At 65.3% G+C, this 16,116-nt stretch carries 17 protein-coding genes and 1 pseudogene; 10 read left to right on the top strand and 8 right to left on the bottom strand.

Features of this window, described 5'->3' with window-relative positions:
• Positions 1 to 32 precede the first annotated feature (32 nt).
• From ACWDXS_RS12505 to ACWDXS_RS12490, 4 genes are read left to right on the top strand one after another with little or no spacing between them, the layout of a single operon-like run.
• Entirely contained in the window at positions 33 to 434 is a 402-nt protein-coding gene (locus ACWDXS_RS12505) for a nuclear transport factor 2 family protein (protein ID WP_449965099.1), read from the top strand.
• Positions 431 to 895, top strand: coding sequence for an SRPBCC family protein (locus ACWDXS_RS12500; protein WP_449965096.1), 465 nt, complete (start codon positions 431 to 433; stop codon positions 893 to 895). The genes ACWDXS_RS12505 and ACWDXS_RS12500 overlap by 4 nt, the downstream gene beginning before the upstream one ends.
• Before the next feature lie 22 nt (positions 896 to 917).
• Positions 918 to 1,340 carry a nuclear transport factor 2 family protein gene (locus tag ACWDXS_RS12495; protein WP_449965093.1) on the top strand — a complete coding sequence of 141 codons (423 nt, stop codon included), beginning with the start codon at positions 918 to 920 and terminating at the stop codon, positions 1,338 to 1,340.
• Positions 1,264 to 1,500, top strand: coding sequence for a hypothetical protein (locus tag ACWDXS_RS12490; RefSeq protein WP_449966261.1), 237 nt, complete (start codon positions 1,264 to 1,266; stop codon positions 1,498 to 1,500). The genes ACWDXS_RS12495 and ACWDXS_RS12490 overlap by 77 nt, the downstream gene beginning before the upstream one ends.
• 39 nt (positions 1,501 to 1,539) lie before the next feature.
• Here the strand turns inward: ACWDXS_RS12490 and ACWDXS_RS12485 are convergent, their stop codons facing one another.
• The 3 genes from ACWDXS_RS12485 to ACWDXS_RS12475 form a co-directional block, all read right to left on the bottom strand.
• Entirely contained in the window at positions 1,540 to 2,337 is a 798-nt protein-coding gene (locus ACWDXS_RS12485) for a CPBP family intramembrane glutamic endopeptidase (protein WP_449965090.1), read from the bottom strand.
• 292 nt (positions 2,338 to 2,629) lie between these two features.
• Positions 2,630 to 3,427: a SigB/SigF/SigG family RNA polymerase sigma factor gene (locus tag ACWDXS_RS12480; protein WP_449965087.1), complete on the bottom strand. Its 798-nt coding sequence runs from the start codon at positions 3,425 to 3,427 to the stop codon at positions 2,630 to 2,632.
• A gap of 50 nt (positions 3,428 to 3,477) precedes the next feature.
• Positions 3,478 to 3,678: a hypothetical protein gene (locus tag ACWDXS_RS12475; protein ID WP_378987485.1), complete on the bottom strand. Its 201-nt coding sequence runs from the start codon at positions 3,676 to 3,678 to the stop codon at positions 3,478 to 3,480.
• A gap of 342 nt (positions 3,679 to 4,020) precedes the next feature.
• Here ACWDXS_RS12475 and murJ point away from each other — a divergent pair, with 342 nt between their 5' ends.
• Complete coding sequence (murJ, locus tag ACWDXS_RS12470; RefSeq protein WP_449966206.1) at positions 4,021 to 5,637, top strand: murein biosynthesis integral membrane protein MurJ; 1,617 nt, start codon at positions 4,021 to 4,023, stop codon at positions 5,635 to 5,637.
• Positions 5,638 to 5,645: 8 nt separating this feature from the next.
• On the top strand, positions 5,646 to 5,840 hold the full coding sequence (locus ACWDXS_RS12465) for a hypothetical protein (protein ID WP_449965084.1): 195 nt from the start codon (positions 5,646 to 5,648) through the stop codon (positions 5,838 to 5,840).
• Positions 5,841 to 5,980: 140 nt separating this feature from the next.
• Here the strand turns inward: ACWDXS_RS12465 and ACWDXS_RS12460 are convergent, their stop codons facing one another.
• Positions 5,981 to 6,361 carry a MerR family transcriptional regulator gene (locus ACWDXS_RS12460; RefSeq protein ID WP_449965080.1) on the bottom strand — a complete coding sequence of 127 codons (381 nt, stop codon included), beginning with the start codon at positions 6,359 to 6,361 and terminating at the stop codon, positions 5,981 to 5,983.
• A 124-nt stretch (positions 6,362 to 6,485) separates the two neighbouring features.
• Here ACWDXS_RS12460 and ACWDXS_RS12455 point away from each other — a divergent pair, with 124 nt between their 5' ends.
• The 3 genes from ACWDXS_RS12455 (at position 6,486) to ACWDXS_RS12445 (ending at position 9,970) form a co-directional block, all read left to right on the top strand.
• The gene (locus tag ACWDXS_RS12455; RefSeq protein WP_449965077.1) at positions 6,486 to 7,424 is read left to right on the top strand and encodes an alpha/beta hydrolase family protein; all 939 of its coding nucleotides are present in this window, start codon (positions 6,486 to 6,488) and stop codon (positions 7,422 to 7,424) included.
• A gap of 75 nt (positions 7,425 to 7,499) precedes the next feature.
• A complete protein-coding gene (locus ACWDXS_RS12450) occupies positions 7,500 to 8,021 on the top strand; it encodes a DUF6924 domain-containing protein (RefSeq protein ID WP_449965074.1) in 522 nt (173 codons plus the stop codon).
• An 848-nt stretch (positions 8,022 to 8,869) separates the two neighbouring features.
• Positions 8,870 to 9,970: a methyltransferase gene (locus ACWDXS_RS12445; RefSeq protein WP_449965070.1), complete on the top strand. Its 1,101-nt coding sequence runs from the start codon at positions 8,870 to 8,872 to the stop codon at positions 9,968 to 9,970.
• Positions 9,971 to 10,027: 57 nt separating this feature from the next.
• Here ACWDXS_RS12445 and ACWDXS_RS12440 read toward each other — a convergent pair whose 3' ends face one another.
• The 4 genes and pseudogenes from ACWDXS_RS12440 to ACWDXS_RS12425 all read right to left on the bottom strand — a co-directional run bounded on the left by ACWDXS_RS12440 (position 10,028) and on the right by ACWDXS_RS12425 (position 13,933).
• The gene (locus tag ACWDXS_RS12440) at positions 10,028 to 10,849 is read right to left on the bottom strand and encodes a YceI family protein (RefSeq protein ID WP_449965067.1); all 822 of its coding nucleotides are present in this window, start codon (positions 10,847 to 10,849) and stop codon (positions 10,028 to 10,030) included.
• Entirely contained in the window at positions 10,849 to 11,838 is a 990-nt protein-coding gene (locus ACWDXS_RS12435; protein ID WP_449966203.1) for an MSCRAMM family protein, read from the bottom strand. The genes ACWDXS_RS12440 and ACWDXS_RS12435 overlap by 1 nt, the downstream gene beginning before the upstream one ends.
• A 48-nt stretch (positions 11,839 to 11,886) precedes the next feature.
• Positions 11,887 to 13,398: pseudogene (locus ACWDXS_RS12430) on the bottom strand (MDR family MFS transporter); the annotation flags it as partial.
• Positions 13,399 to 13,435: 37 nt separating this feature from the next.
• Positions 13,436 to 13,933 (bottom strand): MarR family winged helix-turn-helix transcriptional regulator, encoded by a 498-nt coding sequence (locus ACWDXS_RS12425; protein ID WP_379314091.1) that lies wholly within the window; start codon positions 13,931 to 13,933, stop codon positions 13,436 to 13,438.
• A gap of 519 nt (positions 13,934 to 14,452) precedes the next feature.
• Here ACWDXS_RS12425 and ACWDXS_RS12420 point away from each other — a divergent pair.
• Positions 14,453 to 16,093: a CocE/NonD family hydrolase gene (locus ACWDXS_RS12420; protein ID WP_449965064.1), complete on the top strand. Its 1,641-nt coding sequence runs from the start codon at positions 14,453 to 14,455 to the stop codon at positions 16,091 to 16,093.
• Positions 16,094 to 16,116 lie beyond the last annotated feature (23 nt).

The following is a 16,116-nucleotide window of genomic DNA, read 5'->3' as shown; positions in this document are numbered from 1 at the left end:
GCACTCACCGCTACGTCTGCGAGGACAGTCCTATGTCACACCCCACTCTCGACATCATCGCGGAGGTCTACCGGGCCTTCGACAGCCGCGACTTCGGCATGATCGAACGCCTTTTCGACCCCGACATCGACATCGACCAGGCCGCCGATTTGCCCTGGGGCGGCCGCCATCACGGGCATGTGGGCGCGGTCGGCTTCTTCACCACGCTGCTCGCGCACATCGACAGCAAGGTGATCTCCGAGCACATGTTCGCCGCAGGCGAGGACGTGGTGCAGGTCGGCCGCACGGTCGGGACGACCATCCCCGGTGGCGTCGAATTCGACCTTCCCGAGGTGCACATCTGGCACCTGCGTCAGGGGCGGATCGTCGGCTTCGACGCCTATATCGACACCCCGGCCATGCTGGCCGCCCTACGGCAGGTGCAGACACGATGACCGGCTTCGACCTGGCTGCGGAAACGACAGTCGAACGGGCGGCCGCCACCGTGTGGGCGCTACTGGCCGACTACGCCACCGACACGGCATGGCGCACCGGCGTCGTCGCCATGTCCGCCTCCCCGCCCGGGCCTGCCACTCCCGGCGCTCGCACCGTCGAACAACTCCGGTTCGCGGGCCGGACCTGGCACAACAATGGTGAAGTCGTCACTGTCGAACCAGGCACCCGCATCACCTGGCGCACGCTCACCGGGGCCGACGCCGAAGGCTCTCGCGCCGTAACCCCGCTGGGCCGAGACCGATGCCGCGTCCGCCTCGAGCTGCGCGTCGTTCCGCACGGTATACAACGGCCGTTCGGGTGGCTGCTGGCTCGCATGCTGCAACGCAACCTGGATCGAGATATCGCAGCACTGCGCAACCTGGCCGAATCGTCGACCGACAGTGAACGAAAAGTGCGGTGATGCCACGCGCTTCACACCGCCGATGATTCGAGGAGTCGAAAGGCCGTTGTCCGCCAACGAAATTGCCGTGGTCGAAGGGTTCTACTCGGCCCTGGCCCGACACGACATGGACCGGGTCAGGGCGCTGATCGCACCGGAGTTCGTGTTGGACTACCCGGTCAGGTCGTTGCCGTGGCGTGGACAATACGACGGTCCGGACGGCTTCTTCGAGTTCTTCGGACTTCGGCACACTCGACTCGACACCCACCTGACAATCGAGCGAACCTTCCAGGCGGGCAACCGAATCGTCGTGATCGCATGGTTCGAAGGGACAGTCCGCGGAACCAGGACGATCATCCACGGTCACGAGGTCGCCCTCCTGGAAGTGCATGACCACAGAATCGCCCGATTTTCCCTCTTCGAAGAAACGGCAGCCATTCTCGCCGCACTCGAGCAAACTCGATAACCGCTCGGCGCTGCCGAGGTGTGCCTGTACCGGGGGTCTGCACCTTGGTCAGCTTCTTGGGGCGGTCGCCTTTGCAGGATTCGCCGCGCACGGTGACCACGGCCGTGTCCTGCCCAAGGAATCGGATGTCGTGCTGTTTACCGCGCGGGTATTGCTGTAGTCACCCGGAGACGGCGATCTGCGAGCGAAGGGATTTTGATCATGGGCTCGTCCCCGGCGCGGGCTCGATACTGCGCCGCTTCACCAGCAGCACGATCGCCAGCACCGGGTAGAGCAGGATCGGTAGCAGGGTGCCGAGATAGAAGGTCTGATCGATCAGGATCGACGTGCCGGTGAGCAGGGTGAAGTCGAATAAACCGTGCAGCACCGAGTTGGCGGTGTTGCCACGCGTCACTCTCCGGGTCAGGTAGAAGAAGTAGCCGGCCAGGCTGACCATGACCGCCTGCGGCAGCGCGCTCGCGCCGTGGGTGATGCCGTTGGTCAGATGCACCGCGCCGAACACGATGCTCGACCATAGCGCGACCTTGCCCTCGGTCAGGCCGTGATCGCGCAGCACCACGACACCGATCCCGCGGAACATGCCCTCCTCGCCCCAGCCGACGAACTGGGTCGCGATCAGCAGCATCAGGGTGTACAGCAGACCCTTGTCGCCCAGCGCGCTGTAGTTGATACCGAAGACGATCGCGACGAGGAACACGATCGGCACGACCCGCACCCACGGCCGGGTCGGGCGATCGTCGTGCAGGACCGGCCGCATCCAGCCGAGGTAGGCGATGACACCGTAGGTGAACGCCAAGGCGACACCGAGCGGGATGATCATGCCGTAGAACACCGCGCGCGTGGACAGGAAGTCGTCCTCGCCGGTCAGCTCGGTCATCAGCAGACCACCGAGCTGGATGATCGCCAGATACGCGATCACGACCAGCGCGAACACCGGATAGGACAGGCGTCGGCGGCCGGTCGGGGTAGCCGATAGCGCAGTTTCAGGACGGCTCATACGGGCAAAATATCCGCTGGGAAAGCTGGACGCTTGATATTTGGGGTCGTGTCGTTCACCGCAGTGGCAGCGACCAACGGAACGCTCGGTCGCTGATCGATCCGGCCAGCGACCGAGCGTTGCCTTCCTCGGAAGGGCCGTCGCAGGTTGTGAGCGCTACGGAAACCGGCCCTTCACCCAGGAATTCGACGGCCGGACCCCTTTGGATGACTCCGCCTTCGGTCGGGCGTCGATCTGAGGAACAGCTGAAGGTGGCTGCGAAGCGGAGAGACGGCGCAGGCGCGCCGGGAGTTCAGACCGCGAGCGGGACTCGGTCGTCGATGGTCTGCGCACGCAGATCACCCAGCAGTCTGGTGAGCTTGCGAGACACGCTCATCTGAGAGACACCGAGGCGCTCGGCGATCTCACCTTGGGTGAGTGTGTCGTAGAACCGCCAGATCAGCAGCTGGCGGTCTTCCGGCGGCAGTTGTGCCAGCAAGGGCGCGACGGTGATCGTGTCTTCAGCCAGTTGGTAGCGAGGGTCTTCATCGCCGAAGGTGTCGGCGATGGTCATGCTGGGATCGCCGTCGGTATCACGTGCCGGGGTGTCGAGGCTGCGCGTCTGGAACGCGTTGGCCGCCACCAGAGTACGGGCGATGTCGGTAACCGGAACATCGAGTTCGGTCGCGAGTTCTTGCGCGGTGGGGGAGCGGTGGAATCGACGGGTCAACTCGTCGGTCGCCACCCTGACTTTGCCCTGTAGCTCCTTTTCGCGACGCGGCACATGCAACGGCCAGATGTGGTCGCGGAAGTGTCTGCGCACTTCACCCATGATGGTGGGGACCGCGAAACCCAGGAACGGTGATCCAGTGGTCACGTCGTAGCGGTCGACTGCCATGACCACGCCCAGCCGCGCGGTCTGGAGCAGATCCTCGAACACTTCACCGCGACCGGCGTATTTGCGAGCGATGTGCTCGGCGAGCGGGAGGCAGACCTCGATGATCTCCTCGCGCAGAGCATCGTGTTCAGGGCTGCGCGGGTCGGTCAGTGCCAGGTGCGCGAACAAGGGTTCGGCGTGTTCGTAGGTGGGGCGGGCGACGGTGGTGGACATGCGGATCAGCTCCTGGTCTGCGACATGCTCAACGGCGGGGAGGAGGTGAACTAGAGGCTGTTGAGGCCCAGCATTTTGGAGGACATCGTCATCGCCGCACCCAGGCCGACGGCGCAGAAGAAGGCGACGGTCGGCGACCCGGTCAAGGCGGCCAGGCCCAACAGAAAGAACACGCTGGTCGCCAACACGATGGTGGTGCTGGTCAGATCCATGCTCGGCGTACTCGGTACCCGATTACGTGAGGTGGTCATGAGCAAAGGGTTGACCGTCGTGGAGGCGAATAAACCGGAACCGGTCGATGATGTTGATACGGAGGCAGTTTCGTACTTCAGGAATGAAGTACCTGTCCGATGGGAAGGCGTCAGTACACGTCTGGCCCGGAGTCGGTGGCCCCGCGGCGTCGAGCCGGGAAGACTCTCGCCGCTCCTCGTCCGGCGCTACCTCAGTCCCGAAGTGGCGGGGCAAGTCGGATCAGCATCCGTAGGCTGAGTGATCACGAGGTTCTCAGCGGAGGGGGCAGGTTGAACGACTATGGCAGTTTCGCTACCCAACCGTTGCCGGTGCAGTACAGCACTCCACGTGCTGTCGCGCCGGTGCCGTTGAAAGGCGTGCGTGGTCACGGGGGCTCAGGGTCTTCCGGGTTGGTGCGGTCGGGTGGCTATGTCGCGGTTGCCGGCGTGGTGAGTCGCGTGACCGGGTTCGTGCGCACGCTCGTGGTAGCGGCGGTGCTGGGGACCGCGGCGGTCGGGGACGCCTACAACGGTGCCAACAATCTGCCGAACATGGTCTACGAGTTGCTGCTGGGCAGCGTGCTGGCCAGTGCGGTCATTCCGGTGCTGACCCGGGCCCGTCGTCGGGGCCGTAAACGTTCACGCGAGTTCACTCAGCGCCTGATGGTCGCGACCATGATCGCCCTGGCCGTGGTCACGGCCGTCGCGGTGGCGTGTGCGCCGTGGATCGTTCGCGGGTTCGTCGCCGATGCCGAGCAGCGGCGCCTGGCGACCTGGTTGGCGTATCTGCTACTGCCGCAGATCTTCTTCTACGGCATCGCCGTCGTCGTGGGCGCGGTACTCAACGTCCGTAACAGCTTCGCTACCGCAGCGTGGGCGCCGGTCGTCAACAATGTGATCCTGCTGGCGACCTGTGCTGTGTTCGTGGCCCTTCCCGGCCCGGTCACGCTCACTCCGGCATCGATGACCACCGCGCAGATCCTGACCCTCGGTATCGGCACCACAGCCGGGATCGCCGGGCAGGCAGTCTGGGTCGTAGTGGCGTTGCGCCGAGACGGGTTCACCTGGAGCTGGCGGGTGCGGCCTTTGCCCTACACCTGGCGCCCGGTCCGGTCCGGCCTGCCGGTGATGGGCTGGCTGCTGGTCTACGCGGTGATCAGCCAGATCGGCGTCGCGATCACGATGCGAATCGCCTTCGACCACGGCGGTGTATCGGTCTACACCTACGCCGAATTGCTGTTCCAGGTCCCCTACGGCATTCTGGCCGCGTCCGTGCTGACCGTGCTGATGCCGCGTATCTCTCGCGCGGCCGCCCTCGGCGACCGGACCGCGGTCGTGGCCGATCTCGCCCGCGGTGCCCGGTATCTGTCGGTGGCACTGATTCCGATGACGATGGCCATGAGTCTTCTCGGCCCCGGGTTCACGACGGTGGTGTTCACCGGCCGTGTCGATGTCGAGGCCGCCACCCTGATCGGCACCGCAGTCGCCTGTTCCGCATTCGGGCTGGCGCCGTTTGCTTTGGTGATGCTGCAGATGCGGGTGTTCTACGCCTACAACGACACTCGCACCCCGGCCGTGCTCAACCTTGTCATGGTCACCACGAAGGTCAGCATCCTCGTCCTGGCCGCCACGGTGCTGGCAGACCGAGCCGTCATCGTCATGCTCAGCGTCGCGAGCTCGTTGGCCTACGTCGCCGGCGCTGTCGCCGGTCATATCCTGTTGCGGCGCAGACATGGGTTGCTCGGGTTCTCCACTGTCGCAACCACCGTCGCCCGGGTCGCGGCGGCCACCGTTCTCGCCGGGCTGGCGGGACTCGGTGCCGTCGCGCTGACCCGCACCTCGATCAGCGCGGGCGCAGTCGAACAACTCGCGGCCACCGCGGCCGGTGCCATCGCTGCCGTACTGGTGTTTGTGCTCGCCGCCCATGTCATCGGTATTCCCGAACTGCGCGCGGCGCGAACACTTCTACGCCGGGCGTGAGGAGGCCGATGGCGGTTCTGAAACCCTGTGATGGCGGCGAATATCCAAGGTTCGACAACCCTTCAACACACCTCGACGCGGTTGCCACGACGATCGCCGCGCTCCACCACGACAACACCCTGCTGCGCCAAGAACGTCACCGCACCGGCGATCTCATCACGCTCGACGACCACCGCACCATCCCGCCGATCTGTTCGTCATGATGATCCGATGGACAAACTCCTGGTAAGAAAAGATGTGGTGGACAGCCATACGGTCTGACCAAGCCACCCACACCGACGGACGACCTATTCGGATCGGCTTGTCTGGACAGCTGGCGGGATCGGTGAGTTACGTTCCGCCCTTATGCGCGGGTTTCTCGAACGCATACCGCTCCGGTGCTCACATTGGCCGAGACTGCCGAGATGACCGCGTCCAGGTGTTGTTCGGTGCGCGCCAGCTCGATGATGCTCTGGCGCAAGTGATCACGCTCCACCTCGAGGCGGCCGAGTAGGGCAGGTGTGGCGCGGCCGTTGATCAGATGTGGCGTGAGCTCGCCGATGGTCCGGCTGGACAGGCCCGCTGCATACAGCTGCTGAATCAGCAGTACCTGATCCACGGCGGTGTCGGCGTAGTGGCGCTGACCGCTGGAACTGCGCTCGGCATGTAGCAGGTTCTGCTGTTCGTAGTACCGCAGGGCCCGGGCTGAAACCCCGGTCCGGCGAGCCAATTCGCCAATACGCATTCCGGCCCTTCACATGATCCATGCCACAAACGCTTGCCTCTGACATCGACGTCAACTTCTAGCGTAGTCGAGGTACCCATCCGCGACGAAAGTCCTGGCAGCGAACCGAAAGAATATTTCACTCATGGTCATTCACCCCGCCACCGGCCTGGCCGACCCCGCGCCCGCGCCGACCGTCACCGTCAAACCACTCCGGGTGCGCAGGTCCGGTTGTGCTGACGACCTCCAAGTGAGGGTTTCCGCCCCGGTCACCGGCGACAACCTACCGGTCGTGCTTTTCGCACACGGGTTCGGCTCGAACTTCGACGCCTACGGGCCGCTGGTCGACTATTGGAGCTCGCACGGATTCGTGGTCATCCAGGCTACGCATTTGGACTCGAAGCGGATCGCCTTGGCAACCGAGGATCCGCGCAAGCCGCGACTGTGGCGGCACCGGGTGCAGGACATGACGAGCATTCTCGACGAACTTTCCGTATTGGCGGCATCGGTGCCTGGTTTGCGCGGTCGAGTCGACCACGACCGGATCATCGCCGCGGGACATTCCTTCGGTGGGCAGACCGCGGGAATCCTGGTCGGTTTGCGCGTCACCGACCCGGAAACCGGGATCGCGGAAGACCTGTCCGACCGGCGAGTCACGGCCAGTATCCAACTCGCCACCGCGGGACGCGGCGGCACAGAACTCACGGCCTTCGCTCGCGAACATCTTCCGTGGCTGCGCGACCAGGACTTCTCGCACATCAACGCCCCAGGTCTGGTGATCGCTGGGGACGATGACAACCTCCCGCTGTCCACCCGCGGGCCGGCCTGGACGACCGATCCCTACACGCTGAGCCGGGCGAACAAGAGCTTGCTCACTGTGTTCGGCGGCCAGCACTTCCTGGGCGGTATTTCCGGCGAACACGTCAGCGAGACCACCGACGAGAACCCCGACCGGGTCGCGCTGATACAGCAGGTCACCCTCGCCTACCTCCGTCACGTCGCCGGTATCGATCACAGCGGCTGGACTATCGCCCAGGCCGTACTCGCGCCCGCCCACCCCCTGGGACGGCTGGAATCCAAATAGCGGGCCTGTCGAACTACTGTGAGGCGGTATTTCGGCGCAGGCACCGAGTATGGGGCAAGGCTGAGAAAGGGTGCGATGACGAGGGTGATCCGCGCGGCGCTGACGGCGCTGGTGATTGTGTCGGCAACGGTGGGCTGCGACGATGGCCCGGGCGCGAACGTCGTGCACGATAACCCTGTGAATCGAATGCTGCCCGAGGGTGAATCACTACTGCTGCGAACAGATTTCAACGACGATGCGGCCTGGCGCGAGACACTCGACGCGGTGAATCGGTTCTATGAAAGCGAAGACGTCGAGTACGGGCTGACCATTGTCGACACCCCTGACTTCCGGGAAGTGACGGCCGGCGACCTCGAGAAGCTGCTCACATCGCAGTACTACATCTACATCATCGACGAACAGACCATCCGCGATCCAGAGCACCCGATCCTGGCAGTCGACAACAGCGGCGGCGGTGAACCCGCCGCAGGCCTGCCGACTTTCCGGATCTTGCCAAGAGAAGTAGGGCCGGCCGAAGTCAACCTCACGCTTGCGAACATGGACTTCGAGGACTTCGCATCAGCGGTGGACCCGGACGGGGTGTTTCGCGGCTTCTGACGCCGGGCCGACTTGCGGTGCACCATGTTTCGTCGTCGGTGCGATCGAACGGGTGATCGGTTGTCATCCGTGACCTGATCGACGGAATAGCGTCTGTGGGGCGACGACGTTGAGATCCGGGTGGTATCGGCGAAACGTGACGTTGACATGCGAGGTGCCTCGCGGGCTGGTCATGAGGACAGAACCGGTGGTGGCTGGTCTGTACCGGCCTGGGCGGTGCGAAATGGCGCGATCGGCGCGGTCTCAGCATCGGGCGCTGTTGGACCTGTTGCTGACCGGAATGCTGGGCGAGCGCGCGCAGTTGGTGTTCACGCTGGCTGATCTCGAGGCTCGCCGGTATCGAGCGCGCGGTGCCGATCCGGTACCTGCCTGACTGAGCGTGCTCGGATCGGGTTGCCGGGTCGACGTGGCACGAGGCGCCTCCGCTTCGCTGTAGCCACGTCGACCGGCCACCACCCGGTCGCTGCGCAGCCAACGACCGGGCATCAGTCATTCGCAGTCGTTGTCACTCCGGATCGGCGCTATCGAATACTCGCGGTCAACGTTGTCCGGCAATGAAAGTTGCTGAGCCTCAACACCTTTCTCCGCCGGGGTTGTCGAGCTCGTTATTGTTGTCAACATCTCGCGGGCGCGCGATCAGTAGTTGGGTCGGGAGCTCGATTCAGCGGACCTGGGTCGTCTCGAGAATGCCATGTCGCCGCGCACGCCCTGCGCACCAGCGGAGCCGACGCGGTTCTGTCGTTCGCACCGGCGACTCCGACCTGACCCCGATTCCTGTATCCCGACGCGCGCGGTTCCCGTAAGCTTCGTCGCGTACGTGCAGGTCAACCGGCCGACGATGGAGTCTCATGACGTCCACAGCACTGAAGAAGCCACCACCCACACCGGTTCTGCGAGCCGTCGAGCGAGTGCGCGACGCGCTCTCGGCGCTGCATCGCCGACTGGTTCCCGGCCATATCGCGCTACTGGAACTACAGATCGCCGGATTCCTCTCGCAGGCGATCAGTGCCGCGGCCGAACTGGGTATCGCCGACGAACTGGCCCGTGGGCGGCGCGGGGCGGCCGAGCTGGCCGCGGCGGTGGGCGCCGACGAGGACGGCGTGCGCAGGCTGATGCGTCTGCTGGTGAGTTTTGGGGTGTTCGCCCAGCATCGCGACGGTTCCTATGGGCTCACCAGGATGGGTGAGTCGCTGCGCTCCGACGGCGAGGTGACGCTGCGCGACACGTCCCTGTTCTTCGGTTCGCCGTTTCACCGCAACCACTGGACCCACCTGACCGACGCGGTACGTACCGGCGAAGCCGTCGGCCCCGCTCTCGACGGTGCGAGCTTCTTCGAGTACGCCGCGAAGCACCGCGAGATCGGCGACCTGTTCGACCGCGCGATGACCAGCATCAGCACGCTGTCCATCGAACCGCTGCTGGCGGCTTACGATTTCGGCCAGTTCGGCACCTTGGTGGATGTCGGCGGCGGGCGTGGCAGCCTGCTGGTGGAGGTCCTCGACCGCTACCCGGACGCCGAGGGCATCGTGTTCGACCTGCCCGACGTGGTCGCGAACCTGGACAACGAACTCGCGGCGCACGGGCTGGCGGGGCGCTGCGCGGCGCGGGAAGGGTCGTTCTTCGACGAGGTCCCGGCAGGCGGGGACGTCTACCTGCTCAAACACATCCTGCACGACTGGTCCGACGCCAAGGCCGAGCAGATCCTGCGCACGATCCACGCCGCGATGGATCCGTCTGCCCGGCTGCTGGTGATCGAACTGGTGCTGCCCGATCATCAGCGCCCGCACCCGGGCAAATTCATCGACCTGGAGATGCTGGTCAACACCGACGGCGGCCACGAACGCACCGAGGCACAGTTCCGCGAGCTGCTCGCGCGCGGCGGTTTCACGCTGCTGCGGACGGTGCCCACCGCCGCGCCGGACTGTGTGCTCGATGCCCGCCCGCGCTGATCGCGCCAGACTCGCTTTCCGACTCGACAATCCGCGGCGACAAGGTGTGGGTGATCGCTAGATTGCGGGTAGCTGCTCGCCTTGGACGACTTCGATGTCGAGTTCAATCTTGACGGTGGTCCCGACGGCGGCCACGCCCGTGCGCACGATCGCGTTGTAGTCGATCGCGAAATCGTTGCGGTGCAATAGTGTTTCGGCGTGGAACGCGGCGCGCACACCACCCCACGGATCTGACCCGAACCCACCGAAGGCCACCTCGAGATCGACCGAGCGGCGCTGCCCGTGCATGACCAGCTCACCCGGCATCACCCAGGTGTCACCCCCGGTACGACGTAACCCGTGACCGGTGAACGTGATCATCGGATACCTGTCGACGTCCAGGAACTCCGGCGAGCGCAGGTGATTGTCACGCATCGAGATTCCGGTATCGATACCCGCCGCCTTGATCTCCGCGTACCCGGTGGAACGCTCGAACGGCTCAGCGATATCGAGTCGCCCACTCACCTCGGCGAATCGGGCTTTGATACTCGCGATTCCCAGATGACGCGCGGTGGCGATCACTGTCGAATGCGCCGGATCGATCGTCCACGGCCCGGTCGAGGGCAGCGCCACTGCCCCCATCGTCGGCACCAGGACCACCTCACCGAGCGCGCCCGTCCCGGTGGAAGAGATCTGCGCGATCCGTGCCACCGGCTCGAACCCGACAGCGGTGAGCACCGCGGTGTGAGTACCCGCGGGCATCAGGGCGGTGCTCACCGCGCCGGTTTCGTCGGCAACCGCACGGGCGATCTGGCTGCCCGTCATATCCGTCACCGTCAACACCGCGTCCGGCACCGGCCACCCCTCCGCGGTGCGAACACGACCGGTCAGCCCGCTCATCAACGATCCCCGAGGTCGTAACCGAGCCGCAGGTCGTAGGCGGCTTCGCTACCGGTCACGGTGACCTGCCCGGTCACCGGCGGATAGCCACGAGCGACCACGGTGTACTGCCCTTCGACGAGATCGGTCACGACGTAGCGGCCGTTCTCGTCGGTGCGCGCCGTCGCGGTCACCTCACCCGCAGCGTCGAGCACAGTGACCAGCACGTCCGGCGCCGCCCGCTCGCCGTCGGCCCGCGCCGATCCGGTGAGCACCGCCATCGCGGTCAACTCGATGTCATGACGCATGACGCCACTGTCGGGCACCGTCAATGTGATTGCGCTGGGACGCATGTGCTCAGCCGCCGCGACCAAGGTGTAGACACCCGACACCACGCCGTGGCACAGGTAGGTGCCGTCGCCGCCCGTGACCGCGGCCCCGACCACCTCGCCACGCATATCGGTCAAGGTGACGGTCGCACCCGACAACGGCGAGCCGTGCGCCGCGGTGCGGACGACACCCGACAACTCACCGGAACCCACCAAGGTCAGATCCATGCGCAGGGGCCGCCGGCCGACCGAAACATTGACCGCGGCCGGTTGGTGCCCCATCGCCGACACGATCAACACATGACCCCCCGACGCCGGCGCACTGATCGCATAGCCACCATCAGCGGCACTGCACGCCCGCGCGACCTGACGGCCACCCTGATCGATCAACGTCAACACCGCACCCGGTAACGGCTGACCATTCTCGCGGCGGACATGACCGTCCACCGCTCCACCGCCGATGCCCGAGCCGGACAACTCGCCGGTGGACGGAGCGGACTGCGACGACGCGTCGGCCTGGTAGGCCCGATGACCGTTCTGAGCTACCGGTGCGTGCCGTCCGGCCGAAGCGGTCGGCACCAGCTCCGACTCGGACAACACGCGCTCGGCGCCTTCCCAGACCGGGTCTTCTTCCCACCTCGGGTCCGCGAGTACGGCCAATTCGGCATCCAGCGCTGCCATTCTGTCGGCATCGGTCGGATTGTCCTGCGACGCAGACTCTTTCACGGTCGGGTCGAGCGCCGGATCGATGTCGATCGTGCTGCGCAGCGGACGATTCGGAAGCCACATGGTCGCGAGGAAGGCGACGACCGCTGCCCCGGCGGCGATGAGGAAGATCCGGCCGGTCGCATCGCCGTAGGAGGCGCGCACGATCGTCGCTATCGGTGCGGGTAGGCCGTGCAGGTTCAGATTGCTGCCGCCGGAGGAACTGGTTGTCACACCGATCTTCGCGAAACCCTCTGTCGACAGCTCGCTCACACGGGTAGCCAGGACCGACCCCAGCACCGAGACACCGATCGCGCCACCGAACGTGCGGAAGAACGCGACGCTGCTCGATGCCGCGCCGATATTGTGCACGCTCACGGTGTTCTGCACGGCCAGCACCAGGTTCTGCATCATCATGCCGACACCGAGCCCGACAACGGCGATATAGGTGCCGACCAACCACAGGTTGGTGGCGTGATCGATCGTCGAGAGCAGCCCGAACCCGACCACCAGCAGCGCACCGCCGGTGACGACGAACGACTTCCATTTCCCGAACCGGGTGATCAGCTGTCCCGAACCGGTCGACGCGACGAGCATGCCCGCGACCATCGGGATGGTCAGCACACCGGCCACCGTCGGTGAGTATCCGCGCGCGGTCTGGAAGTACTGGCCGAGGAAGGTGGTCGCTCCGAACATGCCGATTCCGACCGCGATCGAGGCGATGATCGCCAGACCGGTGGTGCGCTCGGTGACGATCGAGAGCGGGATGATCGGCGACTCGGCTCGGGATTCGACCAGCAGGGTCGCGAGCAGCAGCACTACGCCCACGCCGACGTACAGGGCCGATTCGCGGGAGAACCACGCGTAGTAGTCCGCCTTCCCCGCGAACGACACCCAGATGAGCAGCACCGACACACCGGCCGTCATCAGGGCGGCGCCGAGCCAGTCGATCGACACCCCAGCCTTGCGTTCGGTCGGCAGCCGCAGGGTCCGCTGCAGCAGCACCAGGGCGATCACGGCCAGGGGCACACAGACGAAGAAGCACCAGCGCCAGCCGAGCGGACTGTCGACGATGACACCGCCGAGGATGGGTCCACCCGACATCGACACCGCCATCACCGCACCCATGTAGCCGGAATAGCGCCCGCGTTCACGCGGCGAGACGATGGAACCGATGATCGCGACGACGAGCGCGGTCAAGCCGCCCATGCCGATGCCCTGGATGACTCGTGCCGCCAACAGCATGGGCACATTGCCCGCGACGCCCGCGATCACCGAACCGATGACGAAGATGACGATGGCCGACTGGACCAGCAGCTTCTTGTTGAACAGATCGGCGAACTTGCCCCAGATCGGGGTGGACGCGGCGTTGGCCAGCAGTGCTGTGGTGATGACCCAGGCGTATGCGGTCTGCGACCCCTCCAGGTCGCCGATGATGGTGGGCAGCGCGGTCGCCACGATCGTGGTGCTGAGCAGCGCTGTGAACAGCGCCGCCAGCAGCCCGGTCATGGCTTCCAGGATTTGACGATGGGTCATCGCGACCGGGGCCCGCCGCGTCCCCGACTCGACTGGATCAGACATCCGCTTCCTGACTTTCTGTCGAAACCGGCCGGCGCGCGCCCACCGCGGTGTGGGGCACGACTGCGGCCAGTGAATTCCTGAGTTTGCGAACGACCGAGGTGGCCTGTTCGGCTTCGTCCTCGCTCCAATCGGCGAGAGCGATCTGCAATCCCTGTGCTCGCGATATTCGGACTCGCCGCAGCAGATCGCGTCCTTCGTCGGTGATCTGGATGAGAGTGGCCCGGCCATCGCTGGGATCGGCGTGGCGGGCGATGTTGCCGGAGCGCACCAGCTCGGCGACATGCCTGCTCAGTGTCGACGGGCTGATACACAAGTCCACAGCGAGATCCACCTGCCGACACGGACCCCTGGCCTCGAGCGAGCCCAGCACGCCGATGCCGCCTGGAAGCAGGTCCCCTTCGTCGGGATGGGAGAGGGCAGCGCGGATGGTCCGGCCCATGAAATAGAGCTCTCTGATCAGGCTCTGAGCCGTATCGGGTGACACTGCCATGACTACTCCCAGACGAGAATATTTACTTGCAGAATGCAACTATACATTACATTACTTGTGCTAATCAACTAGCTGGCATGGAGGCCTGTGCGGCTTGGTGCGACGGCTGCGACAACAACGGCGGGAACGGCAGGCAAACCCGGTCGGCACGATCCGGCGCCGACGTGCTCTACGGCCCTTCTGTGAGAAGTGGGCCGGTGCCGGGCGTGCGGCTTCCTCGGATATGCGACGACCGAGGGGGCGATCGCGGTGGGCGTCGGTGTGCCGGGAACTTCGCGGGCCGCCCGGTTCGCGCCGTCTCCCTCGACGCTGTGAAGCGTTGGGGCAGAACATGATCAGTCAACGAGCGCGGGGGAGGGAATTCGGATGGCAACTGCGGCAACAGGACACGCAGATGATTGATGTCGATGTAGCATAACTGCTGAGCGGGGGGCTCGGATCTGATCCCGCTATGGCTCCCTTGCTTGTCGCGAAACTGTTCTGCTGCCGTGAAATACACCAATTCGACAGGAGATCGCCATGCCAGAAGCTCGCCCGGACCGCCTGCGTCTACTCGCCCCCGATCAGGAAGCCGCCGCGTTCGCCGTCGTTGCCGATCTGCTCACCGGGAACGCGGCCGGCGTCCCCGACTACTTGGTCGATGACATCGCCGCCGTCCGCGGGCGGTGCCGGTTCGCTCAGGTCCAGATTCCCGGCTACGACGGCGATCTGCTCGACGCGATGGCCGCCTGGCCGACCAGCGGCGGCCCGCATCCGCTCGTCGTGCTTCCCGCCGGTTTGGACCCGGCGGGCTGGAAAATGTACTCCGGGGCGCTGATCAGGCTGCTCATGCGCGGCTACGCCGTCGTTGCCTATACCGAGCGCGGCTTGCCCGGTTCCGGTGGCGAGCTGACGGTGGCCGGTCCCGAAGACGTCGCGGATGGGTCGCTGGTGATCAGCTGGGCGCTCGAGCACCCGGAAATCGAGGTGGACCCGGAGCGAATCGGCATGGCCGGCATCTCCTACGGCTCAGGCATCGGCCAGCTCGTCGCTCAGTCCGATCCGCGCGTGAAAGCGGTTGTCGCCCTGAGCACATGGGCTGACCTCGGCGAAGCGTTGTACGACAACGGGACCCGTCACATCCTCGCCGCCGAAGCGCTGGCCGCGATCAGTGAGAAGCCCAGCGCCGAACTGGTGAAGGTGCTCGAAGACTTCCGGACGAACACCGACATCGAAGGCGTGCTGAAGTACGCGCGACGGCGGTCACCCGCCCACATCCCGGATCAGCGCCGCCCCGTGCCGACCTTCTTCACCAGCTACTGGCACGAGACCATTTTTCCCCAGAACCAGCTGCTGAGCTACTTCGCCGAGTTCCCCGGCCCCAAGCGCCTGGATCTGGCAATCGGAGATCATGGGGCAGTGGAGATCCCGGGCTTGCTGCTCGGTGTGTACACCCGCACCACCGAGGCCGCATACGACTGGCTCGACCACTATCTCAACGGTGTCGACAACGGCATCGATGACGACGGTGCTGTGCACACCGAGACTATGCACAGCTTCACCGTCTCCTCCTTCGCCGGTGTGGAAGGCTGGTCGTCCAATCCGATCCGCACCTACTATCTCGCCGCACCTGCGAGCGGATCCGGCGATGGTGCGCTGGTTCTCGACCCGCCATCGGATCTCAGCCGGAATATCCGGTCCGGTGCCCCGAATGTCCGCGCCGTGAATCAACTGGTCATGGATGGCTTCCGCGAGCGGTTGCTCATGCCCGTGCGTCACAAGCTCGCCGAGGTCGACCGATCCGCCGCAGCGGTGTGGACGAGCGCTCCGCTCCCGTCGCCGCACCACATCGCGGGCATACCGCGAATTCGTGTGACGGTGACGCCCACCACGAAGACCGCCACCGTCGTCGCCTACCTCTTCGACCTGGACGTGGTCACCGGCAATCTGAAGATCATCACCCATGCCGCGACCACCGTGAGCAACGCCGTACCGGAACATCCCACCGCAGTCGAACTGCGCTTGCAGGCCACTGACTATCGGGTCCCCGCCGGCCACCGGCTTGCCGTCATCCTCGCCACCGAGGACCCCTTGTACGCCGGCGAGACCGAACCTGGCGCCGTGGTGACGCTGTCCGCCTTCCATGGTGCCGCGGGTATCGATATCCCGTTGGCTGACTGATACCACCGGTGACTGATTGCCCG

Source organism: Nocardia sp. NPDC003183 (assembly GCF_053590715.1).
The sequence above is the reverse complement of the archived record's forward strand: the minus strand, read 5'-3'. Positions and strand labels throughout refer to the sequence as shown.

Excerpts from the sequence above, each read along its gene's own strand:
- ACWDXS_RS12505 (WP_449965099.1), top strand. The coding sequence starts at position 33 with ATGTCACACCCCACTCTCGACATCATCGCGGAGGTCTACCGGGCCTTC.
- ACWDXS_RS12500 (WP_449965096.1), top strand. The coding sequence starts at position 431 with ATGACCGGCTTCGACCTGGCTGCGGAAACGACAGTCGAACGGGCGGCC.
- ACWDXS_RS12495 (WP_449965093.1), top strand. The coding sequence starts at position 918 with ATGATTCGAGGAGTCGAAAGGCCGTTGTCCGCCAACGAAATTGCCGTG.
- ACWDXS_RS12490 (WP_449966261.1), top strand. The coding sequence starts at position 1,264 with ATGACCACAGAATCGCCCGATTTTCCCTCTTCGAAGAAACGGCAGCCA.
- ACWDXS_RS12485 (WP_449965090.1), bottom strand. The coding sequence starts at position 2,337 with ATGAGCCGTCCTGAAACTGCGCTATCGGCTACCCCGACCGGCCGCCGA.
- ACWDXS_RS12480 (WP_449965087.1), bottom strand. The coding sequence starts at position 3,427 with ATGTCCACCACCGTCGCCCGCCCCACCTACGAACACGCCGAACCCTTG.
- ACWDXS_RS12475 (WP_378987485.1), bottom strand. The coding sequence starts at position 3,678 with ATGACCACCTCACGTAATCGGGTACCGAGTACGCCGAGCATGGATCTG.
- ACWDXS_RS12465 (WP_449965084.1), top strand. The coding sequence starts at position 5,646 with ATGGCGGTTCTGAAACCCTGTGATGGCGGCGAATATCCAAGGTTCGAC.
- ACWDXS_RS12460 (WP_449965080.1), bottom strand. The coding sequence starts at position 6,361 with ATGCGTATTGGCGAATTGGCTCGCCGGACCGGGGTTTCAGCCCGGGCC.
- ACWDXS_RS12455 (WP_449965077.1), top strand. The coding sequence starts at position 6,486 with ATGGTCATTCACCCCGCCACCGGCCTGGCCGACCCCGCGCCCGCGCCG.
- ACWDXS_RS12450 (WP_449965074.1), top strand. The coding sequence starts at position 7,500 with ATGACGAGGGTGATCCGCGCGGCGCTGACGGCGCTGGTGATTGTGTCG.
- ACWDXS_RS12445 (WP_449965070.1), top strand. The coding sequence starts at position 8,870 with ATGACGTCCACAGCACTGAAGAAGCCACCACCCACACCGGTTCTGCGA.
- ACWDXS_RS12440 (WP_449965067.1), bottom strand. The coding sequence starts at position 10,849 with ATGAGCGGGCTGACCGGTCGTGTTCGCACCGCGGAGGGGTGGCCGGTG.
- ACWDXS_RS12435 (WP_449966203.1), bottom strand. The coding sequence starts at position 11,838 with ATGGCAGCGCTGGATGCCGAATTGGCCGTACTCGCGGACCCGAGGTGG.
- ACWDXS_RS12425 (WP_379314091.1), bottom strand. The coding sequence starts at position 13,933 with ATGGCAGTGTCACCCGATACGGCTCAGAGCCTGATCAGAGAGCTCTAT.
- ACWDXS_RS12420 (WP_449965064.1), top strand. The coding sequence starts at position 14,453 with ATGCCAGAAGCTCGCCCGGACCGCCTGCGTCTACTCGCCCCCGATCAG.